This is a genomic window from Citrobacter sp. Cf116, from assembly GCF_030336505.1.
GTDB lineage: Bacteria > Pseudomonadota > Gammaproteobacteria > Enterobacterales > Enterobacteriaceae > Citrobacter > Citrobacter freundii.
This window is the reverse complement of sequence record NZ_JAOWEQ010000024.1, coordinates 255,938-280,179: the sequence shown is the minus strand read 5'-3', so window position 1 is coordinate 280,179 and position 24,242 is coordinate 255,938. Positions and strand designations below refer to the sequence as shown.

Here is a 24,242-nt window from a genome sequence, read left to right as displayed (position 1 = left end):
GAGTGCGGACAGGCGTAATAGCAACGCACGCCGCGAAGGAAGTGAGTGACGAAAATGCTGTGAAATCGGGTAGTAATGTTGTCATCATCAGCGTTCCTGGCCGGAAATGAAACACGCATACTCATAACTGCTGTCTATTGAATACTAACACCTGGATTCAATATGTCTATTCGGTTGTCGTTTCCAGTTCAGCCCTGGCACAAGAAATATTTCGTATATCAACGATTGATAAACAATCGCAACTATAAACATAATCAATGATTAGGCATCCCTATAATAGCGGCTCATTTACCGATCTCGTTATGGCGAGGCTCCTGTACAAATACAAGTTACCGCCCTGCTGGTATCGAGAGAGACCACTCAGGGAAATACAGGCATCCATCGAATCAAGGTGTTGCCAAGGTAACTTCTGACGATTTCACCATCGGACAGATACGTTGTTCAGTGCTAAAACCAGGACGTAGGGATCTGCCTGTGCTAACCCTGTCTTGTTCGCCCCTATGAGAGATTTTTATAGGGAATTACACCATGTCATCTATGCCACTCTGCGCCGCTCATCATCCTATGCCGGATTTCAACGGCGACGCTATCGCCCAATATATGCGCACCGATTTTATTACTCTGCCGGACCATCTCAGCGTGAACGGCGCTCGCGAGTACTTTGTCTCCCAACTCACAACGGATGACATCCCAGGCCAGGTCTTTGTTGTGGCCGGAAAAGCGCTGCGCGGGGTGTTATCCATCAAGCGCTTATTGCAGGAAAAAGATACGTCGCTGAACATCAACCATCTTACGGACAGCTGTTTATTTCATGTAAAGCCTGATGATGAACGGGCGCAGGTCGTTGCCGAGTTAGCCGAACGCGAAGTCGATCTGGTTGCTGTCGTTGAGAGAGGTGAGCTGGTCGGTTGTCTGATGGAAAAAGAGATCGCTCATCTACAGGAAGATGATGTTACTGAAGACGTTCAGCTTCAGGGCGCCACGCTACCGCTGGAAAAACCCTATCTGGAAATTAGTCCGTGGACATTGTGGAAAAAACGTTCGGTCTGGCTCCTGCTGCTGTTTGTCGCAGAAGCCTATACCAGCAGCGTGCTTCAGCATTTTGAAGAGGCGCTGGAATCCGCAATTGCCCTGGCCTTTTTTATTCCGCTATTAATTGGTACTGGCGGCAACAGCGGTACGCAGATCACTTCGACGCTGGTACGTTCAATGGCGCTGGGAGAAGTGCGGCTGCGCGATATGGGCCGGGTGATCCGCAAAGAAGTTTCAACTTCGCTGCTGATCGCTCTGACGCTGGGTCTGGCAGGGTGCTTACGCGCGTGGATGATGGGCATCGGCATGGAAATCACGCTGATCGTCAGCCTGACGCTGGTTTGCATTACGCTGTGGAGCGCCGTGGTGTCATCAGTGATCCCCATGGTGCTCAAGCGTATCGGCATTGATCCCGCCGTGGTTTCGGCCCCGTTTATCGCCACGCTTATCGACGGTACCGGGTTAATTATCTACTTTAAAATCGCCCAGCACTTTCTTGGTCTGAACTAATGATAACGCCCGGCAGCTCAGGTTGTCGGGCGTCACAGTCAGGCTGGCGCTAAATCTTGCGCACACGCCCAGGCGCTCGACCATGCCCACTGGAAGTTATAGCCTCCCAACCAGCCGGTAACGTCCATCACTTCGCCGATAAAATAGAGTCCCGGCACTTTACGTGCTTCCATCGTGCGCGATGAAAGCTCATTGGTATCAACGCCGCCCAGCGTGACTTCAGCGGTACGATACCCTTCCGTACCGTTCGGCTGCACCCGCCAATCGGTCAGCGTATCAACCAGCGTTTGTTGATCGCGCACGTTAAGCTGTTTCAGCGAGACGTCCGGGATTTGCCCTAACTGCTGTAAACATTCCACCAGCCGTTTTGGCAACTGCATAGCAAGCGTATTCTTTAAGCTCTGATTAGGGTGGGCGCTGCGTTGGTCATCGAGGAAGCTCGCAAGGTCAACATCCGGCAACAAATTAATGCTGACAAATTCGCCTGGCTGCCAAAAACTGGAAATCTGCAGTACGGCCGGACCAGAAAGCCCGCGGTGTGTAAAGAGCAGATTTTCACGAAAGACGGTGCCGTCCTCGGCGGTGATAACAGAGGAGACCGACACGCCAGAGAGCACCTGAAGCTGCTCCAGCAGTGGCTTATGCAACGTAAAGGGCACCAGTCCTGCGCGCGTTGGCAATACGTTCAGACCGAACTGTTCGGCAATTTTATAACCAAACGGCGTCGCGCCCAGCCCCGGCATAGAGAGACCACCAGAGGCAATAACCAGCTTTTTCGTGCCCACGATCATCCCGTTCAATTCGAGAATGAAATCATCACCCTCTCGCTCGACGCTCAGAACTTCGCTTCGTAACCGCATAGTTACGTTACCTTTTTCACACTCGTCTACCAGCATATCGACAATTTGTTGGGCGGAATCATCGCAGAACAGCTGGCCTAGCGTTTTTTCGTGCCAGGCAATACCGTGTTTGCCCACCAGGTCGATAAAATCCCACTGCGTGTAACGCGCCAGCGCCGATTTGCAAAAATGGGGGTTTTGGCTCAAATAGGCGGCAGGCTCGACATAAAGATTGGTAAAGTTGCAGCGTCCCCCGCCAGACATGAGAATCTTACGCCCTGGCTTTTTACCATTATCAATCAGCAGTACGCGACTACCTGCTTGTCCTGCCTGCGCGGCACAAAACATACCCGCTGCGCCAGCGCCTATAATAACGGTATCAAACCTTTCCACGTTGCGATCCTCTCTAAAAAGCGGGTGTGAATTGTAAAGATTCCTCAGTGGTCGCACCAGCACCAAACTACCGATAAAGGGTATTTAACTGAAATATATAGGATAATTCTTTAGTGGTGTAAAACAAAGCAGGAGACAAATCAAAAAAACTCTATATTTCACTTTGCCCGCGCCGCCAAAGTCACTGATAATGCGCCGCGTTCATGTCCTCAAAATGGCGTAACGTCCTATGCTACATTTGTTTGCTGGCCTGGATTTACATACCGGGCTTTTACTATTGCTTGCTCTGGCTTTTGTGCTGTTCTACGAAGCGATTAACGGCTTCCATGATACAGCCAATGCTGTCGCAACCGTGATCTATACCCGTGCAATGCGTTCGCAATTGGCGGTGGTCATGGCTGCGGTGTTCAACTTCTTTGGTGTTTTGCTGGGCGGTCTCAGCGTGGCGTATGCCATCGTGCATATGCTACCAACGGATCTGCTGCTTAATATGGGATCGTCACATGGCCTTGCCATGGTGTTCTCCATGCTGCTGGCAGCAATTATCTGGAACCTGGGTACCTGGTACTTTGGTTTACCTGCATCCAGCTCCCACACGCTGATTGGCGCCATTATCGGTATTGGTTTAACCAATGCGCTGATGACTGGCACCTCGGTAGTGGATGCACTTAACATTCCGAAAGTTATCGGTATTTTTGCTTCGCTTATCATCTCGCCAATTGTTGGTCTGGTGGTTGCAGGCGGTCTTATCTTCATTCTGCGTCGCTACTGGAGCGGTACAAAAAAACGTGCCCGTATCCACCTGACGCCAGCAGAACGTGAAAAGAAAGATGGCAAGAAAAAGCCGCCGTTCTGGACGCGTATTGCCCTAATCCTCTCCGCTATCGGCGTGGCGTTCTCTCATGGCGCTAACGACGGGCAGAAAGGCATTGGTCTGGTGATGCTGGTGCTGATTGGCGTAGCGCCTGCGGGCTTCGTGGTGAATATGAATGCTTCCGGTTACGAGATTACCCGTACCCGTGATGCCATCAATAACGTCGAAGTCTTCTTCCAGCAGCGTCCTGACCTGCTTAAACAGGCCACAGGCGTAGACCAGTTGATTCCGTCCCCGACGGACGCGGCACCAGCGACGACGACAGAGTTCCATTGCCACCCGGCGAATACCATCAACGCGCTGGAACGTGCGAAAGGTATGCTGGCGAACCTGGAAACCTACGACAAGTTAAGCGTCGAACAGCGTGGTCAGCTGCGCCGTATTATGCTGTGCATCTCTGATACCACGGATAAAGTGGTTAAGCTGCCTGGCGTAAGCACTGACGATCAGCGTCTGCTGAAAAAACTGAAAGCTGACATGCTGAGCACCATTGAGTACGCGCCTATCTGGATCATTATGGCCGTCGCACTGGCGCTGGGCATTGGTACCATGATCGGCTGGCGTCGCGTAGCCACCACCATTGGTGAGAAAATCGGTAAGAAAGGCATGACCTATGCCCAGGGGATGTCGGCACAGATGACTGCCGCAGTCTCTATCGGTCTCGCCAGTTACACCGGTATGCCCGTTTCCACCACCCACGTTCTCTCTTCTTCCGTTGCGGGGACGATGGTTGTTGATGGCGGCGGTTTACAGCGTAAAACGGTGACCAGCATTCTGATGGCCTGGGTCTTCACCCTGCCAGCCGCAATTCTTCTTTCCGGCGGGCTTTACTGGCTCTCTCTGAAGCTTATCTAAGCGAATGCACGGTAAAAAAGCGGGTCAGTTTTCTGACCCGCTTTTTTTGTATCTGTCGTTGGCATCAGTGCCAGATAATCAGCGCAACCATGCTGATTAGCACCAGGCCACATAGCGCGCTGGTGAGGATGAACTGACCGCGAACCCGCTCACAGCGGCGAATAAACTCATCATCATGATGATCGCGGTAACGCTGAGCGTAGATATACCACACCAGACGCATCTGCTTGTTCGGTTGCCCATGCGAGGTAAAAAAGCCCCCACCATCTACATACTGGTAAAGCAATGGATCGCAACCACGAAGTACCACTAACAGTGCGCGTAACGAAGAAAAATAGCGCGCCATATTAACAATGCAAACGACACATAAAGCCCAGAACAATGCAATGGTGCTTATCATACCTCCTCCCCGGCGACCCGCCCACGGAACTCCTTTCCGGGACTACCGCTCCCCGATACCCTGCCAAATCATTCAGTGAAGAGTACAGCCGAACCGTTCGTATTAGTATCACGCATCCGAACGCCTCTCTAGATAGTGTAGGAGATTAGTTAATTTTTTTGCCAGAAGGTTAATCGCTATCAATGCAATTAACTAAAAAATTTGTTTAACTGCTTGGCAAGCAAGGCGGATTGACGGATTATCCTGGTCGCTATAATGTAAGGATAGTCCTTATATGGTACGTTTTTACGACTGGGCTAGCCCCGCGCGCAAGGTTCGCAGGATGCGGATGACGCGGCGGCAGGTAAACGCCAGCAGGCTAGTCATCGACAACTTATGGAAGGAGTAACACTATGGCTTATAAACACATTCTTATCGCGGTTGATCTTTCTCCGGAAAGCAAAGTTCTGGTTGAAAAAGCGGTCTCTATGGCGCGGCCTTACAATGCTAAAGTCTCCCTTATCCACGTTGACGTAAACTATTCCGACCTGTACACCGGGCTTATCGACGTGAATCTGGGCGACATGCAGAAACGCATTTCTGAAGAAACCCACCACGCGCTAACCGAGCTTTCCACCAACGCAGGCTACCCTATCACCGAAACCCTGAGCGGTAGCGGCGACCTGGGTCAGGTTCTGGTTGATGCCATCAAAAAATACGACATGGATCTGGTCGTTTGTGGTCATCACCAGGATTTCTGGAGCAAGCTAATGTCCTCCGCGCGCCAACTGATCAACACTGTCCACGTCGACATGTTGATTGTTCCGCTGCGTGACGACGAAGAAGCATAAAACGCTGGCCGTCGGGAGATTACCCGACGCGCTACAAGTCGTTAAGCCTGTAAACGCCCGCCTTTGCGGGCGTTTTTGTTTTTATCATTCAGACACAATTAGTACATCAATCCAACAAATAAATCATAATTAGTGTGATCAACTAATTGGATCGAAAACCATCTCTATAATACTCTACTCCTGCGGCCAATAACCGCAGTCTATAACAAAATAAGACTTTTTCGGCGCGTTTAAGCATACGCGTTCATACTTTTCGGGATGGCTTTGAAAGGCGATGGAATATGAATAAAACTGCACCTACGGGCTTGCTGCAGCAACCTCGTCCGTTCTTCATGATCTTCTTTGTGGAATTATGGGAACGATTTGGCTATTACGGCGTTCAGGGCATCCTGGCGGTATTTTTTGTTAAGCAGCTCGGTTTTTCGCAGGAACAGGCATTTGTCACCTTTGGTGCATTTGCCGCGCTGGTCTACGGCCTGATCTCGATCGGCGGCTACGTCGGCGACCATCTGTTAGGTACCAAGCGCACGCTGGTACTCGGCGCCATTGTGCTGGCGATCGGCTACTTCATGACCGGGATGTCACTGCTTAAGCCCGACCTGATTTTTATTGCTTTGGGTACCATTGCCGTCGGTAATGGGCTGTTTAAAGCCAACCCGGCAAGCCTGCTGTCAAAATGCTATCCACCGAAAGACGCCCGTCTGGACGGTGCTTTCACCCTGTTTTATATGTCGATTAACATCGGTTCACTGCTGTCGTTGTCGCTGGCACCGGTGATTGCCGATAAGTTTGGCTATGCGGTGACCTATAATCTGTGCGGGGCCGGGCTTATTGTCGCGCTGTTGGTCTACTTTGCCTGCCGTGGAATGGTGAAGAATATCGGTTCAGAGCCAGACCATAAGCCGCTGAATTTCCGTAATCTATTCTGCGTGCTGGCCGGAACGGTAGTGATGGTATTTATCTGCGCCTGGCTGATGCACAACGTGCAGATTGCCAACCTGGTGCTGATCGTCCTGTCGATTGCCGTGACGATCATCTTCTTCCGTCAGGCCTTCAAACTGGATAAAACCGGGCGCAACAAAATGTTTGTGGCCTTTATCCTGATGCTGGAAGCGGTGGTGTTCTACGTGCTGTACGCGCAGATGCCAACTTCGCTGAACTTCTTTGCTATCAATAACGTGCACCATGAAATTCTTGGTTTCGCCATCAACCCGGTAAGCTTCCAGGCGCTGAACCCGTTCTGGGTGGTACTGGCGAGTCCGGTACTGGCCGCAATCTATACCCGTCTGGGCAACAAAGGTAAAGACCTGACCATGCCGATGAAGTTTACGCTCGGTATGTTCCTGTGCTCGCTGGGTTTCCTGACCGCCGCTGCAGCCGGAATGTGGTTTGCCGATGCGCAGGGGCTGACGTCGCCGTGGTTTATCGTGCTGGTGTATCTGTTCCAGAGCCTGGGTGAACTGCTGATTAGCGCCCTGGGGCTGGCTATGGTCGCCGCTCTCGTGCCACAACACCTGATGGGCTTTATTCTCGGGATGTGGTTCCTGACCCAGGCAGCAGCCTTCCTGATGGGGGGTTATGTCGCGACGTTCACCGCCGTACCAGAGAACATCACCGACCCGCTGCAAACGCTGCCTATCTATACCAACGTCTTCAGTAAGATTGGTCTGGTGACCCTGGCCGTAACGGTGGTGATGGCGATTATGGTGCCATGGCTGAACCGCATGATTAATACGCCGAGCACCGAACAATAACCTTCAGTGCCGGATGGCGGCTATTGCCCTATCCGGCATTTTCACTCACTACCCTTTACGCGCGTCTATCCACTCCTGCACTTCCACCACAAAGGTGTCCGGCGCTTTGCGGTACATTTTGCGCGCCAAGTCCAGAATCGTATGCTGACCGAGCGCTTCTTCCATCCGCTGCTGGGCCATGTCCATTACCGAACGCACACCACAAATGCCTTCACAGGCCCACTCTGGTGGATGCTCCTCAAATACCGCCAACCGCTGGCGAATTTCACGACATTCAAAGATGCGCTTATCACCATCAATAGCATTCACCACATCCAGCACAGTGATGTGTTCAGCAGGTTTAGCTAACTGGAAACCACCGCCCTTGCCTTCAATGCTGCGCACCAGACCCGCTTTGGACAGACGGGTGAAAATTTTTGCCAGATAGTCATATGGCACACTTTGCAGTTCGGCAATTTCCCGCACGCTCATATCCCGCGCGTCGCCCTTACTGTCGACCATACACATCAGGCTATGAATGCCGTACTCAACCCCAGAACTGTAGAATGCCATTCTCTTATCTCAGTCAAAATTAATCTGAGTTTATTGTAGCTTTTTCGTTTCACTCATTCCAGACAGCAAAGTAACCCCTCTTCACAATAAAACTTTAAATACATATTTATCAAATAGATAATAAAAAACCCTCACCCTTTGAGGCAAAAAGGATCTCAATCGCATTGCAATTCATAACTACGACAAATAAAATCCGAGTAAATAACTCGTAGTCACCAGTGAGAAAACTCCAATGCGTAAACAAATTCTGATCGTGGGCGCCGGCTTTGCCGGTATGTGGGCAGCATTAAGCGCCGCACGACTGGCGGATAAACATCAGCAGGCCATTGATATTACAGTAATTGCGCCACAGCCAGAGCTGCGTGTCCGCCCACGTTTTTATGAAAGCGCCGTTCATACGCTGGTCGCACCACTGCAACCGCTGTTTGACGTTACCGGCGTCAACTTCCTGCAAGGTCACGTCGAGCAAATCCTCCCGGACTCTAAAGAGGTGAGCTGGAAAGATGCCAACGGTGACATTCATCTGCGCCGCTACGACCGCCTGGTGCTTGCCAGCGGAAGTCACGTAAACCGCGACGCCGTCACCGGTGCCGCCGAGCACGCGTTTGACCTCGACCAACTTGAGAGCGCCGCCGTACTGGAGCAACACATTAACGATCTGGCATTACAACCGGAAAGTGAGGCTCGCAATACGGTAGTGGTCTGCGGCGGCGGCTTTACCGGCATTGAAATGGCGCTGGAATTACCAGGTCGTTTGCGCGAAATATTGGGCGCTGATGCTAAGACCAGAGTTGTCGTAGTTGAACGCGGCACTCAGCCGGGCGGACGCTGGAGCGAGGAATTACGTGACGTGATTATCGAAGCCTCTGCTGAACTGGGTGTCGAGTGGCTGGTCAATGCGGAAGTAGAATGCGTGGATGCCTCTGGCGTCACGCTGAAAGATGGACAGGTGATTTCTTCCCAGACAGTTATCTGGACCGTCGGCGTTCAGGCTAATAGCCTGACAGCACAGATTAACGCCCCGCGCGATCGCCAGGGCCGTCTGCATGTCAATGCCAATCTACAGGTTGTGGGTCACGATGATATCTACGCCACTGGCGATGTAGCCTACGCCGCCACCGACGACAAAGGCAATCATGCGCTGATGACCTGCCAGCACGCCATCTTGCTGGGTAAATTCGCCGGTAATAATGCCGCGGCAGACCTGTTAAACATAACACCACTGCCATATCGTCAGGAAAACTACGTCACCTGCCTGGATCTTGGTGCCTGGGGTGCGGTGTATAGCGAAGGATGGGATCAGCAGGTGAAACTGACGCGCGCAGAAGCGAAAAAGCTGAAGGTGTCGATTGTCAGCGAGCTGATTTACCCGCCGAAGGCGGACCGCGCGGTAGCGTTTGAGATTGCCGATCCGCTGGCACCGTTTGTTTAACCCGTGATGCCGGATGCGGCTACCGCCTTATCCGGCCTACTAACGGCACCGAACTGTAGACCCGATAAGCGTAGCGCCATCGGGCACTATAGCTGACCATCTGGCCTATGCCGTTCCCGCATAAATATCGAACCGATGCCCTTTTGTAACTACCGCGTTCGGCGTGGCGACATCCGCCAGCGGCGGCGCGTAGTCCGGACGCTTCACCACCACTCGTTTGGTGGCTAACTGACGAGCAGGCTCCAGCAGCCCATCCGCATCCAGATCCGGCCCCACCAGCGACTGAAACACGCGCATCTCTTTTTTCACCAGCGCGCTTTTCTGCTTATGTGGGAACATCGGGTCGAGGTACACCACCTGCGGGCGCGGCGTGATATCGGTTAACGCCGTCAGGCTCGACGCGTGAATCAACTGCAAACGCTCCTGCAGCCACGGACCGATTTCCGGGTCGGCATACCCGCGCGCCAGGCCATCGTCAAGCAGCGCAGCAACCACCGGATTACGTTCCAGCATTCGTACGCGACAGCCTACCGAGGCCAGTACAAACGCATCGCGCCCCAGCCCTGCGGTTGCATCGACCACATCCGGCAGGTAATCGCCTTTAATGCCGACCGCCTTCGCCACCGCTTCACCGCGGCCACCGCCAAATTTGCGCCGATGGGCCATCGCACCGCCCACGAAATCGACGAAGATACCGCCGAGCTTAGGTTCATCGCGTTTGCGCAGTTCCAGATGTGCTGTCGTCATCACCAGCGCCATCAGGTTATCTTCATCGTGTTCCAGTCCCCAGCGGGCGGCCAGAACAGATAAGGCGCCGTCTCCGGCGCCTGTTTCATCGACTAAGCAGATTTTCACGTGAATAATCAGCCTTTAATCCCGTAATGCTCCAGCATCGCATCCAGCTGTGGCTCGCGGCCACGGAAGCGTTTGAACAGTTCCATCGGCTCTTCAGAACCGCCACGGGTGAGGATGTTATCGAGGAACGATTGTCCGGTTTGACGGTTGAAAATCCCTTCATCTTCGAAGCGAGAGAAGGCATCTGCCGCCAGCACGTCGGCCCACAGATAGCTGTAGTAACCCGCCGCGTAGCCACCAGCAAAAATGTGGCTGAAGGCATGCGGGAAGCGGCCCCAGGTTGGGCCCGGCACCACGGCGACCTGTTTCTTGATTTCGGCCAGTGTGTCGAGGATTTTCGCCCCTTGCTGCGGGTTAAATTCCGCGTGCAGACGGAAATCAAACAGACCGAACTCCAGTTGACGCAGAATAAACAGCGCCGCCTGGTAGTTTTTCGCCGCCAGCATTTTATCCAGCAGTTCCTTCGGCAACGGTTCGCCGGTTTCATAATGGCCGGAGATAAACGCCAACGCTTCCGGCTCCCAACACCAGTTTTCCATAAACTGGCTCGGCAGTTCGACCGCATCCCATGGCACACCGTTGATACCGGAAACGCCGGCAGTTTCGATACGGGTCAGCATATGGTGCAGACCGTGGCCGAACTCGTGGAACAGGGTAATCACTTCATCGTGGGTAAACAGCGCAGGTTTACCGTTCACCGGACGGTTAAAGTTACAGGTCAGGTAGGCAACCGGCTTTTGCAACGTGCCGTCACTTTTACGCATCTGGCCGACGCAGTCATCCATCCACGCCCCGCCGCGTTTATGTTCACGGGCATACAGGTCGAGGTAGAAGCTGCCGCGCAGCTCGTTGTTTTCGTCATACAGCTCGAAGAAACGAATTTCCGGGTGCCAGACGTCAACATCGGTGCGCTCCTTAGCGGTAATGCCGTAAATACGTTTAACCACTTCAAACAGGCCGTTAACGGCTTTGTTCTCCGGGAAATAAGGACGCAGCTGCTCGTCGCTGATGCTGTAGAGGTGCTGTTTTTGTTTCTCGCTGTAGTAAGCGATATCCCACGGCTGCAGCTCATCAACACCAAATTCCGCTTTGGCGAAGGCGCGCAGCTGAGCCAGCTCTTTCTCCCCCTGCGGACGGGCACGTTTCGCCAGATCGGTCAGGAAGTCGAGGACCTGCTGCGGGTTTTCCGCCATTTTGGTAGCCAGAGATTTAAAGGCGTAGCTTTCAAAGCCCAGCAGCTGTGCCAGTTCGTGGCGCAGCGCAAGGATCTCTTCCATTATCGGGCTGTTGTCCCATTTGCCAGCGTTCGGCCCCTGGTCAGACGCGCGCGTGGAGTAAGCGCGATACATCTCTTCACGCAGTCCCTGGTTGTCACAGTAGGTCATCACCGGCAGGTAGCTTGGGATATCCAGCGTTAACAGATAGCCTTCCTGCTCTTTGGCTTCCGCCTGGGCCTTCGCCGCAGCCAGCGCGCTTTCCGGCATACCAGCCAGCTCGGCTTCATCGGTGACTAACTTCGTCCACCCCATCGTGGCATCAAGGACGTTATTGCTGTACAAGTTGCCGAGTTCAGACAGACGGGTGGCGATTTCACCATAACGCTGCTGTTTTTCCTTCGGCAGACCGATACCAGAAAGCTCAAAATCGCGCAGCGCGTTATCGACCGCTTTTTTCTGCGCGGTACTCAGGGTGGCGTAATGATCGCCATCACGCAGGTCGCGGTACGCTTTGTACAGGCCTTCATGTTGTCCAACCCAGGTGCTGTATTCAGACAGCAGCGGCAGCGTTTGTTCGTAGGCTTCGCGCAGTTCCGGGCTGTTTTTCACCGAGTTCAGGTGGCTAACAGGAGAGAAAATACGCCCCAGCACATCGTCAACTTCCGCCAACGGCTGGCAGAGATTTTCCCAGGTGTACGGCGCGCCCTGCGCAACCACACGTTCAACGTTTTCGCGGCAATCGTTCAGCGCCTTAGTGACGGCAGGCACGACATGCTCAGGCTGAATTTTAGAAAACGGCGGCAGTTCGAAGGGAGTCAGCAATGGATTGGTCATTAGCGCGGTCCTGTTGAAAAGAGTGAATGAAGCGCGTATCCGGCGCTGTGCATATTAATTTGTACAATGGGGTTAAGTGTAGAGGATTTCAATGCTAACCGTGACGGAAAGACGCCCGGTGGTGCTGCGCTTACCGGGCCTACGGGTAATCTGTGCCGATCTGCTGTAAACTGTGGCAAATCGTCATTTCAGCGGAATTTCATTACCCATGCTCAGTTATCGCCACAGTTATCACGCAGGCAACCACGCCGACGTCCTGAAACACACCGTCCAGAGCCTGATCATTGAATCGCTCAAAGAGAAAGAAAAACCGTTTCTCTATCTGGACACCCATGCTGGTGCTGGCCGTTATCAGCTGAGCAGTGAGCATGCCGAACGTACCGGTGAATATCTGGAAGGGATCGCCCGTATCTGGCAGCAGGACGATTTGCCTGCCGAACTGGAACCCTACATTGGCGTAGTGCAACACTTCAACCGTAGCGGTCAGTTGCGCTACTACCCGGGCTCTCCGTTAATTGCTCGCCAGCTGCTGCGCGAACAGGATAGCCTGCAATTAACTGAACTGCACCCGAGCGACTTTCCCCTGCTGCGCGGCGAATTCCAGAAAGATGAGCGCGCACGCGTGGCCAAAGCCGATGGTTATCAGCAGCTGAAAGCAAAATTGCCACCGGTTTCACGTCGTGGGCTGATCCTTATCGATCCACCCTACGAAATCAAAAGCGACTATCAGGCGGTGGTCACCGGTATTAACGAAGGCTACAAGCGTTTCGCGACCGGCACCTATGCGCTGTGGTATCCGGTGGTTCTGCGCCAACAAATCAAGCGCATGATCCACGATCTCGAAGACACCGGCATCCGCAAAATTCTGCAAATTGAACTGGCGGTGCGCCCGGACAGCGATCAGCGCGGTATGACAGCGTCTGGCATGATTGTGATTAACCCGCCGTGGAAGCTGGAGCAGCAGATGAACAACGTTCTGCCGTGGTTGCACAGCAAACTGGTTCCGGCAGGAACCGGTCATACCTCGGTAAGCTGGATCGTGCCGGAGTAATCGCAGCCATCGGTGGAACCTTTTAATATCAGGTATACAATCGCGAATATTTTGGCGGATGGCGTAACGCTTCTCCGCCCTACAATGAACATGAAGGAGCGGTCATGACCAAGCACTATGATTACATCGCTATTGGCGGCGGCAGCGGCGGTATTGCCTCCATTAACCGTGCAGCAATGTACGGCCAGAAATGCGCACTGATTGAAGCCAAAGAGTTAGGCGGAACCTGCGTTAACGTTGGCTGCGTACCAAAGAAAGTGATGTGGCATGCCGCCCAGGTTCGCGAAGCGATCCACATGTACGGGCCGGATTACGGTTTCGACACCACCATCAATAAGTTCGACTGGGATAAACTGATCGCCACGCGTACCGCTTATATCGATCGTATTCATACCTCATACGACAATGTGCTGGGCAAAAATAATGTCGATGTGATTAAAGGTTTTGCCCGCTTTGTGGATGCCAAAACCATTGAAGTGAACGGTGAAACCATTACTGCCGATCATATTTTGATTGCTACCGGCGGTCGCCCGAGCCATCCGAACATTCCAGGTGTGGAATACGGGATCGACTCCGACGGTTTCTTTGAGCTGCCCGCGCTGCCGAAACGCGTTGCGGTCGTCGGCGCAGGCTACATCGCCGTTGAGCTGGCGGGCGTGATTAACGGTCTGGGGGCCCAAACGCATCTGTTCGTGCGTAAACACGCGCCGCTGCGCAGCTTCGACCCGATGATCGTCGACACGCTGGTTGAGGTGATGAACGCCGAAGGCCCGACTCTGCATACTCATGCGATTCCGAAAGCGGTCGTTAAAAACGCTGACGGCAGCCTGACCCTGCAACTGGAAGATGGTCGTAGCGAAACGGTAGATTGCCTGATCTGGGCAATTGGTCGTGAACCAGCTACCGATAACTTCAACCTGGCAGCGACTGGCGTGAAAACCAATGAAAAAGGCTACATCGTCGTTGATAAATTCCAGAACACCAGCGTGCCGGGTATTTATGCCGTCGGCGATAATACCGGCGCCGTAGAGCTGACGCCGGTTGCCGTTGCCGCGGGCCGTCGCCTGTCTGAGCGTCTGTTTAACAACAAACCGGACGAACATCTGGACTACAGCAATATCCCGACCGTGGTCTTCAGCCATCCGCCAATTGGCACCGTGGGCCTGACCGAGCAGCAGGCTCGTGAACAGCACGGCGATGACCAGGTGAAAGTGTATAAATCATCATTTACCGCGATGTATACCGCTGTCACTTCACATCGTCAGCCGTGCCGCATGAAGCTGGTTTGCGTCGGTCCGGAAGAGAAGATTGTCGGTATTCATGGTATTGGTTTTGGAATGGATGAAATGCTGCAAGGCTTCGCGGTCGCACTGAAAATGGGCGCAACCAAGAAAGACTTTGATAACACCGTTGCGATTCACCCAACGGCAGCAGAAGAGTTCGTTACCATGCGTTAATCAATAAAATACCGGATGGCGCTTTGCCATCCGGTTTTCTCTTATTTACCCTGCATATACGGCGTATACACCCCGTTCAGACTCTCAAGAAACGCCACGATATCGTCGATATCTTCCTGCGGCAGTTCTTTACCCACCTGATAACGCAGCATCAGTTTTACCGCACCGTCGAGCGTAGGCACATCACCTCGATGGAAATAAGGCGCGGTCAGCGCAACGTTACGCAAGCCAGGGACTTTTTGACGCAGCTTGTCACGTAGTTCATTAGTGACGTTCATGCGGCCAATATCTGCGGCAGTGACCTCGCCGAAATTAAAGTCCTTTTTCAAACCCAATGGCTCAAATGAACGCCCGCCTAAAATAATACCGCCATGACAGGTCGCGCACTTATTATCTTTAAACAACTGATAGCCATGTTTCTGCTGGGCGGTTAACGCCGCTTCATCACCGCGTAGCCATTTATCAAACGGCGAATTTGGCGTAATTAGCGTTTTCTCAAACTCAGCAATCGCATCGGTAATATTATCTCCGCTGAATCCCTGCGGATAAACCGCGATAAACTCTTGTTTGAGTTGCGGATCCTTATCCAGTTTCTGGATAATTTCATCCCAGGATTTAGACGCCATCTCGATAGGGTTCAACGGCGGGCCGCCTGCCTGCGCCTGCAATGTTGGTGCTCGACCATCCCAGAATTGTTCCACGTTGAAGACAGAGTTAAATACCGTCGGCGCGTTGATAGGACCAACCGCGCCGCCTACGCCGATTGACGTTTTGCGACCATCTACGCCCCCCGCATTCAGGGCATGGCAGTGCGCGCAAGAAATCGTGCTGTCACCGGAAATACGCGGGTCGTGGTAAAGCGTAAAGCCCAGCGCCACTTTACGGGCATCGGTCGGAATGCTTTCCGGTATCGGCTGCACAGGCTCGTTACGATGCTGCGCGGCGGTATCGTTACTGGCATAATACTGCTCGCGCTGTTTCGCAATCCAGCCCAGGATCTCTGCTCGCTCCGTATCGCTTACCTTGCCAGCCCAGTGCAGTGCGGTATAACGCGTCGGCGGCATGGTGTCGTACTGCATCACCCATTCAATTTTATTCAGGTCGCTTTGCGAAACGGGTTTATCTGCGACCAGCGCCGCACGAACGGCCTCAAGATTGAATGATTTGTATCCCAGTTGAATATCGTAATTCATCAACTGCTTAGCGACAGGAAAAGAAGAATAGAAAGGTAATTCAGCTGAAGGCGTGTGACAATAATCGCATCCTTTTTCGCGTAAAAAACCTAATACTTTATTATTTTCTTCCAGCGTAGAGGCCTGAACATCTGCCTGTTTACTACGTTGATTATCGTGATACCACACATAACCGGATAATCCAAAATAACAAATCACGACGCCAGCTATGGCTATCGCGGTAAGACGGGTAATGATTTTCATTATTTTACCCTCACCGTTGTGAGTTATTGTGACCCAGAAAAATTAGAATAATGAGTGCATAGTCTTTATCAGACTTAACCATCATAGAAAGTAAGGGATTTATTATTTTGATAAGTATCAAGCAATTACATGGGGGATAACTATCGATAGAATAGCCTGTGCCTATTACGGAGATAAGCCGTTATGGTTTTCCATTCACAACTCGTTGCAATCGAATGTTCTGAAAATGAAATATCTTCAGGTCACGCAGAATTATGAATTCTTCATTATATTCATTGGGATAGTCTTATTTTCTAAATAATATACAGCACTAAAATGTGATCAACCGCACGCTTTACTCACCAGACACCGAAGCGAATGTCTACGCTTAACTGACGACCGGGCAATAGCCTTAATCTTTCAACGTCCATCGGAGGTCTTTCTCATCATGCTCAACCAGAAACTACCCCACGCCCCTTCAGAAGAAATGACGATCGATATCGATCTGCTTTATGAAATGGATCCGTGCGAGTTAAAGCTGGATGAAATGATTGAGGCAGAGCCAGAGCCGGAGATGATTGCAGGGTTACCCGCGTCAGATGCGTTAACCCCCGCCGATCGTTACCTCGAGCTGTTTGAACACGTCCAGTCATCCAAACTATTTGCTGATAGCAAAACCTTCCCTGATTGTGCGCCCAAAATGGACCCACTGGACATTTTGATCCGCTATCGCAAAGTTAAACGCCACCGCGACTTTGATCTGCGACGCTTTGTCGAGAACCATTTCTGGCTACCGGAAACGCCCTCCAGTGAATATGTGTCCGATCCGGCAAGCTCGCTGAAAGAGCATATCGATCAACTGTGGCCTGTGCTGACGCGCGAGCCGCAGGATCACATTCCCTGGTCCTCGCTGCTGGCGTTACCGCAATCATATATTGTGCCCGGCGGACGTTTTAGCGAAACCTACTACTGGGATTCCTACTTTACCATGCTGGGTCTGGCAGAGAGCGGCCGCGAAGACCTGCTGAAATGTATGGCGGATAACTTTGCCTGGATGATTGAAAACTATGGCCACATCCCCAACGGTAACCGTACCTACTACCTGAGCCGTTCGCAGCCACCGGTTTTTGCGCTAATGGTGGAACTGTTTGAAGAGGATGGCGTGCGCGGCGCGCGTCGCTACCTTGAACATCTGAAAATGGAATACGCATTCTGGATGGATGGCGCCGATTCCCTGGTGCTCAACCAGGCCTACCGTCACGTGATCAGAATGTCGGACGGCTCTCTGCTCAACCGCTATTGGGACGATCGTGATACGCCGCGTGATGAATCTTGGCTTGAAGACGTCGAAACCGCCAAGCATTCGGGTCGTCCACCCAATGAGGTGTATCGGGATTTGCGCGCGGGCGCGGCCTCTGGCTGGGATTATTCCTCGCGCTGGCTACGCGATGCAGGCCGCCTTGCCAGCATACGCACCACGCAGTTCATCCCGATTGATCTGAACGCCTTCCTCTACAAGCTGGAAAGCACTATCGCCAATATTTCCGCGCTGAAAGGCGACAAAGAAACGGAAGCGCTGTTTCGCCAGAAAGCCAGTGACCGTCGCGATGCGGTAAACCGCTATCTGTGGGACGATGAAAACGGCTGCTATCGCGATTACGACTGGCGGCGCGAACAAATGGCCCTGTTCTCTGCCGCCAGTATTGTGCCGCTGTATGTCGGTATGGCAACACATGAACAAGCCGACCGGCTTGCTAACGCGGTTCGCAGTCGCCTGCTCACGCCCGGTGGGATTTTAGCAACCGAGCATGAAACGGGTGAACAGTGGGATAAACCGAACGGCTGGGCGCCGCTGCAGTGGATGGCGATCCAGGGCTTCAAACTGTACGGTGACGACCATCTCGGGGATGAAATCGCCCGTAACTGGTTGAAAACGGTGAATCTCTTTTATCAGGAACACCACAAGCTTATCGAAAAATACCACATAGCCGACGCAGCGCCGCGCGAAGGCGGCGGCGGGGAATATCCGTTGCAGGACGGCTTTGGCTGGACCAATGGCGTGGTGCGCCGACTCATCGGTTTGTATGGCGAACCCTAGCGTCTGACGGTCTGAGTCATCAGGATGTCAGTTAATCGCATCGTACAACTCGGCGTGAATTTTCTGCCATTTCTTGTTCTCAGGGCTTGGCTGGGCGCGAACACGCAGCTCGGCCTGCTCAAGATCATATTGCTGACGCGCAACGACCGCAGGCACCGAACAAAAACTTTGCAGATAACTTTTATGCAGCGATGTGAGTGACGCCCCATTCGACATTGCATGGCTGAGCGTAGTCATAAACTGTCGGCATGGTTTGCTTTCATCCATCTGCGAAGGGTAACGCAGCAGCAGTCTCAACACCTCGGTATTGCCCGCTGAGAACGCCTGCTCCGTCCACGCCAGCTTCCAGTCCATCCCACCCTGCAGGAACAGTGACGTCACGCGGGTGTCATTGCGATCGATAGCCGCCCGCATGTTAAAGGCATCCCAGGTGATACCCATTCGGGTCACCGCCTCCCGCGCGCTGGGGGCGTCACGTCGCGGTTCCTCCTGCACAATTTCAACGGATTGTCCGGAGGACGCCTGTGGCGCTGGCGAAGTGAATAACCAGAACGCACCCAGCGAAATCGCCAGCACCATCACGCCGACCGCTACCCACAACATGCCGGAAATCAGCTGTTCACGTTCTTCCGCCGAGCGTTTGGCCCGCTTCTCCGGCGGATCAATACTGTCTGCGATTTCATGCTTATCGCCTCCCGCTTGCTCGTCTTTTTGCTTTGCCGTTTCCCAAAACTGGCGGACCATGGACTCATCAGATTCCAGATACGACGCAGGATTAATGCGCGTACGCCGTTCTTCAAATGCCCGTTGCACAGGATGAGTTATCTGCCGGTACTGGTAGTCCAGCAACAGCAATTGTACTGACGTCAGCGGCTGCTGCGCGATAACGCAGTTACGAGCCAGGCGGCAATCATCCAAAAACATGCGTAGCGTGATGCGCGGCTCAACAAACGACATCAGCACCGAGGTATCGTTAAAAATCTGCGTAAAGTGGCGAACGAATAATTTCTTATCGACGACCATCAGTGCCAGCTCGCTAAACATCATACCGTCCAGCGCATCTCGTCCTTCGCCTAACTTTAGCCAGCGACGCAGACGTTCACCGCCAAAGTGCTGTTTCAGGAAGCTGTTGAGAGGATGCTGATCCGGCCATACCCGCGCAATCAGGGATTTGAGGGTTAATTCTATTGCGCGAAGTTGACGCTGCGCCCGCATCTGAGCATCCGGCTCTACAGGTGCAATTTCGGTTTGATACTTCAGGATGGGCTGTTGCTGGCGCAATTGTTCCAGAGAGGCCACAAAGCGCAGCGCTGAAATCAGCTGGTTTTCACTGACATCCTGGCCATTTTCATATTGGGGTACACTCTGTTGAAGATGGCGTAGCCGCAGAGTGAACTGGCTCAATTGCGCATCATTCATCTGCAACCGTCTGGCGACAGCCCCCCAGCCGCCCAGATTCAGTCGTGCCTGATCCAGTTGTTCGAGAAACCACCGAGGGTCTTTGCCTTCTGTGACATGTACGCCTAACAGCAGTAATATTTCTATCGACGCCTGACGGATAATCCCCAGACAATGTTCAAAGGGTGTACATGCCGCTTGTAACGCGCTATTGGTCATCATCTTCCCTAAAAGGACCCAAAACGTGCGGCCTCATCATGGTATGTAATTATCTTTTTTAAACGCAACGTTGTGCCGATGTAGACTAGAACACATTCATATAGCAAATAAATAAGTTTTACAGTGACTTCCGCACAATCATTGAAAATTATTCTGGAGATAAGCCTGTGCCTGTATTGCAAACATCACGTCTGCTCTGCCGCCCACTGACAGAAAAGGACTGGACGTTCTTCTTAACGCTACAGCAGAATCCAGATGTGATGCGCTTTGTCGCTGACACGCGTACTGAAGAAGAGATACGGACAGCCTTCAACTCCCGCCTGCCTGAATGGTCTCCCGGCAGCCCGCACTGGCTATGTCTGGTCCTGTGCGATAAGGCATCGGGAGCACCGCTTGGAGTGACTGGATATATTCATGAGAACAATGAATGTGCCGAGGTCGGTTTTCTGCTCGCCCCTGAAGCGCAGGGGAAAGGTTATGGTACTGAATCTCTGCATGCAGTTTGCGATTTTGCATTTACCACCGGAGGGCTACGCCGGCTGACGGCCTGTGTCACCGCAGGAAACGAAGCCTCACGGCGTCTGTTGGAAAAGGTCGGGTTCATTCACGAAGGCACGCTGCGGGAAAGCTACTGGCTGCATCAAAACTGGAATGATGACTGGATTTTCGGCCTGTTAAAACACGACTATCAGCCACCCGCAGCATAAGACGTTTTGCTGAAAAAACTGGCTGTATGGCAACTGGCGTAACGAGGGTGGTTTCTTAAAATAGGTCTCTTTGTACAGAGATGAATATGCCACTCCATTCAACGTATTTCACGCCCGCCTGTGTTGCATTTATTAAACAATGGCAAGGCCTGTCACTGGAAAAGTATCAGGACAAAAATGGTGTCTGGGTGATTGGCTACGGGCACGAAATCACATCCGATGAAAGCTTTCCTGCGCCTGTTTCGGTAACGCAGGCAGAAACACTACTGCTCGCGGATCTGGAAATCTGCGAGGAATTCATACACCAGAAAATGCCGCAAATAAAAGAAAGGTTTCAACAGGAAGCGTTAATTGCGTGGATGCTCAGCGTGGGGATAAGCCGGTTTTGTGCTGCAGAATTCTGCTCGGGGGTTATTTCACAGCCAGAAACGTTCTGACTGTGAAATATTCGCCCGTTAAATAGCGTCGTTTAACATCATTGCCGCCTGCGTACGGTTTTTTACCTCGAGGCGCTGATACAGCGATTCAAGATGGGCTTTGACCGTTCCGGTGCTGATATTTAACAATCGACCAATTTGTTTATTTGATTCTCCGGCAGCAAGCATAGTCAGAATCTCTCGCTGACGCGCACTAAGCGATCTGATATTTTGCCCGCTGTTCTCGGGGGTTGCCATACAATCTCTGGGGATAAATATCATTCCCATCGCAATACTATTGAGAGCCAGCATGAAGGTTTCCGCGTCAGAGTCGCGTGGAACAATGGCCAGCACATTCAATTGCGTAACCTCCTGCAGCCATTTTTTACGGCAGTCCGTTGCTGTTACCAGCACTTTTACCGTCGAAAAGCGTTGCGCTATCTGCTGTAGCAAGTCACGGCAGAACTCAGCGTCCTGGTCGCCATCCAGCATTATCAGTGCATCAGGGGTGTCTTCCAGTTTCTGCCAAAGGTCATCTGCCTGACTGACACCCTGAACATCCACTCCTGGAATACGCTCTTGTAAACTTACATTCATTCCATGAATAAATATCGACTGCCTGTCAAACATTATTACCTGCATTACTTATCTCCGTCTGAATAAGATACTAGCCTTAACACGCGGAAGGGTATTACCCGAGGGGTAAAATAAGAAGTCACCATTTGGCGGGGGCCATTTTACCGATAGACGGAGAAGAAAAAAGTAGAAATCGCAAATAGTTACAGCTCAAACCCAATAATCACACAAATGGACAAAAACGGCGCTAAATATTAAGGAAATCCTTAATATCCAATGTTCAAAACCAGCTTATTAATATTAATTTTTCGAAGTTTATATTCTTTGATAAAAATAAGGAACTCACGATAGCAGACAAATATGTTACAAAACGAAATATCGCATTAAATGATCATCAACTGTAGTTTTCCGCCTAACAGCGTTGCTATATCAATCGACACTGAAGGCTACGGGTGATTGCATCACTGTGATCAGGACTTCAAACAAACTGGTCTTGTAAAAAATCACAGTTCTTTAAGCGCAAATAATGGGCCTGAACCTGAGTCTCAACACCTTCGGCTATCGCCCGCAGATTCATCTTCTTCGCCAGTTCGATAACCCGCTGAACGCTTGCAGGGGCAAGCTTTTGCATGAGCGCCATCGCATCTGACTCAAAGTGCGCTTAGCGAACATTCATTGAAAATAGAAAGCAAAGATAACGATAAAAAAAGCCCCTCGCACTACATGCTCAGGGCAAATACCTGGGTTGACATCACTCACTCAGGTTATCTATTTTCTCCCTTTTTTTGACAGCATGAGTTGGGAGTTCGCTCACTTTGTAATAAACGGGAATGACATCAGGATAATTGATGACATAACCCTGACCTCTTATATTAAGGATAAAATCCCTGGGTAACCCCAGCAGGCCAAGTTTATTATTAAGATTGTGCAGGACTTGCCATAATCTTTGCGCAGAAGGGCTCAGATTATGCGCTTCCCAGATTTTCTCAAATAACTCTTCTTTCGGTACCGGCTGGCTCCTGGCATTTATTAATAAATACAGGAAAAGCCTGAGCATTGTTTCATTAAAGTAAATTGACGCAAAAACGATGTTTTTCTCGGTATGGCTACCCGTAAGCCGATACAGTCGGTGATTAGAAATGTCAAAATGAATTTCAGCACCAATCATAAATCCATATAGACGATAGCCCATATCTTATACCCACGTTAAATGAAGACGAACATGCACCTCTACATATAAGCGTTGAGATAATCCATACCGTTTGTATGGTGGATTATATGACTGCTATAAATGCTTTCCAATCTTCATCCCAATCTACTATGAGGAAGCGGTCGTTTAGTATTCGTTTATGGTAGATTTGAGGTTATAAATGAAATTCACGATTTATTATTCTTCCTATGCGAAATTTTTAGCACATAGGCCATGTTTTCACATACGCGATCGAACGCTCAATTTTTAATGTCGAATCTTTAACATTTCAAAGAATTAAATTCTGAATCTGTGGGGGATGGGGAAGTGATCATGGTTTCTTCTGAGACAAATCCGCTGTCGAAGAAAAATGAGTTATTCAGAAAGTTTATCCCGGATTTCTTTCGGCACCGCGATCGCTGAATTAGATTGCAGATAATACCGGTAAACGCCACCAGCTATATTTTTACCTGGAGTGGCGCACCGGTTTTCTATTGCTCAAAAGCTGCATAAGATACGAGCGATTTACAGGAACATTCCGCCCGATACTTCGATACGCTGCGCTGTCATCCAGGCCAGCTCATCACTGAGCAACGCGGCAATCGCGTCGCCAATATCATCCGGCAAGCCCGCGCGTCCCAGCGCCGTTTGCGATGCCACATATGCATTCAGCTCTTTATTATCCCGCAGTCGACCGCCGCCAAAATCGGTTTCAATCGCCCCAGGCGCGATGATATTTACTGAAATACCCCGCTCTCCCAGCTCTTTCGCCTGATAACGCGTCAGTACTTCCATCGCCCCTTTCATTGAGGCATAGGCGGCATACCCTGGCAGTGCAAAACGCGCCAGTCCCGATGAAACATTCAGGATCCTGCCGCCATTCTGGATCAACGGCAACAGACGTTGGGTCAGGAAGAAGGGGCCCTTAAAGTGAATGTTCACTAATTGATCAAACATCGCTTCGGAGGTATCGGCAAAAGCGCCATACAGACCAATTCCGGCATTGTTCACTAAATAATCAAACGCCTCACGATTCCACATGCTCTTCAGCTGCGCTTGTACCTCATGGGTAAAGGACTCAAAGCCAGCCACATCGCTGACATTCAGTTGTATTGCCGCAGCTTTTCTGCCTTTTTGCTCAATTTCAGCAACCACATCCAGCGCCGCCTGCTGCTGGCTGTTGTAGGTAAAGATAATGTCCGTTCCTCTGTCAGCCAGCTTAAGTGCGGCGTTTTTACCGAGCCCACGACTACCACCAGTCACTAATGCGATACGTTGCGTCATAAGAAACCTCATTTCCGACGTTGTGATGATTGAGATAAAGCTTATTAGGTGATAG

General features: G+C 51.6%; 21 protein-coding genes and 1 riboswitch. Of the genes, 10 read left to right on the top strand and 11 right to left on the bottom strand.

What is annotated here, in order from left to right:
- The first annotated feature begins 289 nt into the window (after positions 1-289).
- Positions 290-473, top strand: a riboswitch (M-box (ykoK) riboswitch).
- A gap of 55 nt (positions 474-528) precedes the next feature.
- Positions 529-1,542, top strand: a complete 1,014-nt coding sequence (locus tag OGV74_RS02530; protein WP_003837796.1) for a magnesium transporter — start codon at positions 529-531, stop codon at positions 1,540-1,542.
- Between the two features lie 38 nt (positions 1,543-1,580).
- Here the strand turns inward: OGV74_RS02530 and OGV74_RS02525 are convergent, their stop codons facing one another.
- Positions 1,581-2,774, bottom strand: a complete 1,194-nt coding sequence (locus OGV74_RS02525; RefSeq protein WP_003023377.1) for a BaiN/RdsA family NAD(P)/FAD-dependent oxidoreductase — start codon at positions 2,772-2,774, stop codon at positions 1,581-1,583.
- Positions 2,775-3,003: 229 nt separating this feature from the next.
- Between OGV74_RS02525 and pitA the strand changes: the two genes are divergently transcribed.
- Entirely contained in the window at positions 3,004-4,503 is a 1,500-nt protein-coding gene (pitA, locus tag OGV74_RS02520; protein WP_003023373.1) for an inorganic phosphate transporter PitA, read from the top strand.
- Positions 4,504-4,567: 64 nt separating this feature from the next.
- Here pitA and uspB read toward each other — a convergent pair whose 3' ends face one another.
- On the bottom strand, positions 4,568-4,903 hold the full coding sequence (gene uspB / locus OGV74_RS02515) for a universal stress protein UspB (RefSeq protein ID WP_003023371.1): 336 nt from the start codon (positions 4,901-4,903) through the stop codon (positions 4,568-4,570).
- Positions 4,904-5,295: 392 nt separating this feature from the next.
- On the opposite strand from uspB, the gene uspA reads away from it, so the two are divergent.
- Both uspA and dtpB read left to right on the top strand, forming a co-directional pair.
- Positions 5,296-5,733, top strand: coding sequence for a universal stress protein UspA (gene uspA / locus OGV74_RS02510; RefSeq protein WP_003023368.1), 438 nt, complete (start codon positions 5,296-5,298; stop codon positions 5,731-5,733).
- A gap of 281 nt (positions 5,734-6,014) precedes the next feature.
- On the top strand, positions 6,015-7,487 hold the full coding sequence (gene dtpB, locus OGV74_RS02505) for a dipeptide/tripeptide permease DtpB (RefSeq protein ID WP_003023364.1): 1,473 nt from the start codon (positions 6,015-6,017) through the stop codon (positions 7,485-7,487).
- A 48-nt stretch (positions 7,488-7,535) separates the two neighbouring features.
- Here the strand turns inward: dtpB and OGV74_RS02500 are convergent, their stop codons facing one another.
- Positions 7,536-8,039: an RrF2 family transcriptional regulator gene (locus tag OGV74_RS02500; protein ID WP_003023361.1), complete on the bottom strand. Its 504-nt coding sequence runs from the start codon at positions 8,037-8,039 to the stop codon at positions 7,536-7,538.
- 232 nt (positions 8,040-8,271) lie between these two features.
- Here OGV74_RS02500 and OGV74_RS02495 point away from each other — a divergent pair, with 232 nt between their 5' ends.
- Positions 8,272-9,471 (top strand): NAD(P)/FAD-dependent oxidoreductase, encoded by a 1,200-nt coding sequence (locus OGV74_RS02495; protein WP_086504654.1) that lies wholly within the window; start codon positions 8,272-8,274, stop codon positions 9,469-9,471.
- A gap of 105 nt (positions 9,472-9,576) precedes the next feature.
- On the opposite strand, the gene rsmJ is transcribed toward OGV74_RS02495, so the two are convergent.
- On the bottom strand, positions 9,577-10,326 hold the full coding sequence (gene rsmJ, locus OGV74_RS02490; RefSeq protein WP_003023353.1) for a 16S rRNA (guanine(1516)-N(2))-methyltransferase RsmJ: 750 nt from the start codon (positions 10,324-10,326) through the stop codon (positions 9,577-9,579).
- Between the two features lie 8 nt (positions 10,327-10,334).
- Positions 10,335-12,377, bottom strand: coding sequence for an oligopeptidase A (prlC, locus tag OGV74_RS02485; protein ID WP_286520248.1), 2,043 nt, complete (start codon positions 12,375-12,377; stop codon positions 10,335-10,337).
- Positions 12,378-12,585: 208 nt separating this feature from the next.
- Between prlC and OGV74_RS02480 the strand changes: the two genes are divergently transcribed.
- Both OGV74_RS02480 and gorA read left to right on the top strand, forming a co-directional pair.
- Entirely contained in the window at positions 12,586-13,428 is an 843-nt protein-coding gene (locus tag OGV74_RS02480) for a 23S rRNA (adenine(2030)-N(6))-methyltransferase RlmJ (protein ID WP_003023347.1), read from the top strand.
- A gap of 104 nt (positions 13,429-13,532) precedes the next feature.
- Positions 13,533-14,885, top strand: a complete 1,353-nt coding sequence (gene gorA, locus OGV74_RS02475; protein ID WP_057101816.1) for a glutathione-disulfide reductase — start codon at positions 13,533-13,535, stop codon at positions 14,883-14,885.
- A gap of 41 nt (positions 14,886-14,926) precedes the next feature.
- On the opposite strand, the gene OGV74_RS02470 is transcribed toward gorA, so the two are convergent.
- Complete coding sequence (locus OGV74_RS02470; protein WP_003837773.1) at positions 14,927-16,321, bottom strand: cytochrome-c peroxidase; 1,395 nt, start codon at positions 16,319-16,321, stop codon at positions 14,927-14,929.
- A 427-nt stretch (positions 16,322-16,748) separates the two neighbouring features.
- Here OGV74_RS02470 and OGV74_RS02465 point away from each other — a divergent pair, with 427 nt between their 5' ends.
- Positions 16,749-18,398, top strand: coding sequence for an alpha,alpha-trehalase (locus OGV74_RS02465; protein ID WP_003023337.1), 1,650 nt, complete (start codon positions 16,749-16,751; stop codon positions 18,396-18,398).
- A 27-nt stretch (positions 18,399-18,425) separates the two neighbouring features.
- On the opposite strand, the gene OGV74_RS02460 is transcribed toward OGV74_RS02465, so the two are convergent.
- A complete protein-coding gene (locus OGV74_RS02460) occupies positions 18,426-20,015 on the bottom strand; it encodes an STY4199 family HEPN domain-containing protein (protein WP_086504656.1) in 1,590 nt (529 codons plus the stop codon).
- Positions 20,016-20,182: 167 nt separating this feature from the next.
- On the opposite strand from OGV74_RS02460, the gene OGV74_RS02455 reads away from it, so the two are divergent.
- Both OGV74_RS02455 and OGV74_RS02450 read left to right on the top strand, forming a co-directional pair.
- A complete protein-coding gene (locus tag OGV74_RS02455) occupies positions 20,183-20,722 on the top strand; it encodes a GNAT family N-acetyltransferase (RefSeq protein WP_086504657.1) in 540 nt (179 codons plus the stop codon).
- 86 nt (positions 20,723-20,808) lie between these two features.
- Positions 20,809-21,159 carry a glycoside hydrolase family protein gene (locus OGV74_RS02450; protein WP_016151134.1) on the top strand — a complete coding sequence of 117 codons (351 nt, stop codon included), beginning with the start codon at positions 20,809-20,811 and terminating at the stop codon, positions 21,157-21,159.
- Positions 21,160-21,177: 18 nt separating this feature from the next.
- Here OGV74_RS02450 and OGV74_RS02445 read toward each other — a convergent pair whose 3' ends face one another.
- The 4 genes from OGV74_RS02445 to OGV74_RS02430 form a co-directional block, all read right to left on the bottom strand.
- Entirely contained in the window at positions 21,178-21,780 is a 603-nt protein-coding gene (locus OGV74_RS02445; protein WP_086504658.1) for a helix-turn-helix transcriptional regulator, read from the bottom strand.
- A gap of 412 nt (positions 21,781-22,192) precedes the next feature.
- Positions 22,193-22,345, bottom strand: coding sequence for an EAL domain-containing protein (locus tag OGV74_RS02440; RefSeq protein WP_225623515.1), 153 nt, complete (start codon positions 22,343-22,345; stop codon positions 22,193-22,195).
- A 120-nt stretch (positions 22,346-22,465) separates the two neighbouring features.
- Positions 22,466-22,906, bottom strand: coding sequence for a winged helix-turn-helix domain-containing protein (locus OGV74_RS02435; RefSeq protein WP_086504659.1), 441 nt, complete (start codon positions 22,904-22,906; stop codon positions 22,466-22,468).
- Positions 22,907-23,428: 522 nt separating this feature from the next.
- Complete coding sequence (locus OGV74_RS02430) at positions 23,429-24,187, bottom strand: SDR family NAD(P)-dependent oxidoreductase (protein WP_003023319.1); 759 nt, start codon at positions 24,185-24,187, stop codon at positions 23,429-23,431.
- Positions 24,188-24,242 lie beyond the last annotated feature (55 nt).

Bases quoted from the DNA above. Each gene is read 5' to 3' on its own strand.
- OGV74_RS02450 (WP_016151134.1), top strand. From the start codon at position 20,809: ATGCCACTCCATTCAACGTATTTCACGCCCGCCTGTGTTGCATTTATT.
- OGV74_RS02495 (WP_086504654.1), top strand. From the start codon at position 8,272: ATGCGTAAACAAATTCTGATCGTGGGCGCCGGCTTTGCCGGTATGTGG.
- OGV74_RS02460 (WP_086504656.1), bottom strand. From the start codon at position 20,015: ATGACCAATAGCGCGTTACAAGCGGCATGTACACCCTTTGAACATTGT.
- uspA (WP_003023368.1), top strand. From the start codon at position 5,296: ATGGCTTATAAACACATTCTTATCGCGGTTGATCTTTCTCCGGAAAGC.
- OGV74_RS02480 (WP_003023347.1), top strand. From the start codon at position 12,586: ATGCTCAGTTATCGCCACAGTTATCACGCAGGCAACCACGCCGACGTC.
- prlC (WP_286520248.1), bottom strand. From the start codon at position 12,377: ATGACCAATCCATTGCTGACTCCCTTCGAACTGCCGCCGTTTTCTAAA.
- OGV74_RS02500 (WP_003023361.1), bottom strand. From the start codon at position 8,039: ATGGCATTCTACAGTTCTGGGGTTGAGTACGGCATTCATAGCCTGATG.
- dtpB (WP_003023364.1), top strand. From the start codon at position 6,015: ATGAATAAAACTGCACCTACGGGCTTGCTGCAGCAACCTCGTCCGTTC.
- OGV74_RS02430 (WP_003023319.1), bottom strand. From the start codon at position 24,187: ATGACGCAACGTATCGCATTAGTGACTGGTGGTAGTCGTGGGCTCGGT.
- OGV74_RS02465 (WP_003023337.1), top strand. From the start codon at position 16,749: ATGCTCAACCAGAAACTACCCCACGCCCCTTCAGAAGAAATGACGATC.
- uspB (WP_003023371.1), bottom strand. From the start codon at position 4,903: ATGATAAGCACCATTGCATTGTTCTGGGCTTTATGTGTCGTTTGCATT.
- OGV74_RS02470 (WP_003837773.1), bottom strand. From the start codon at position 16,321: ATGAAAATCATTACCCGTCTTACCGCGATAGCCATAGCTGGCGTCGTG.
- OGV74_RS02435 (WP_086504659.1), bottom strand. From the start codon at position 22,906: ATGGGCTATCGTCTATATGGATTTATGATTGGTGCTGAAATTCATTTT.
- pitA (WP_003023373.1), top strand. From the start codon at position 3,004: ATGCTACATTTGTTTGCTGGCCTGGATTTACATACCGGGCTTTTACTA.
- OGV74_RS02440 (WP_225623515.1), bottom strand. From the start codon at position 22,345: ATGCAAAAGCTTGCCCCTGCAAGCGTTCAGCGGGTTATCGAACTGGCG.
- OGV74_RS02445 (WP_086504658.1), bottom strand. From the start codon at position 21,780: ATGCAGGTAATAATGTTTGACAGGCAGTCGATATTTATTCATGGAATG.
- gorA (WP_057101816.1), top strand. From the start codon at position 13,533: ATGACCAAGCACTATGATTACATCGCTATTGGCGGCGGCAGCGGCGGT.
- OGV74_RS02530 (WP_003837796.1), top strand. From the start codon at position 529: ATGTCATCTATGCCACTCTGCGCCGCTCATCATCCTATGCCGGATTTC.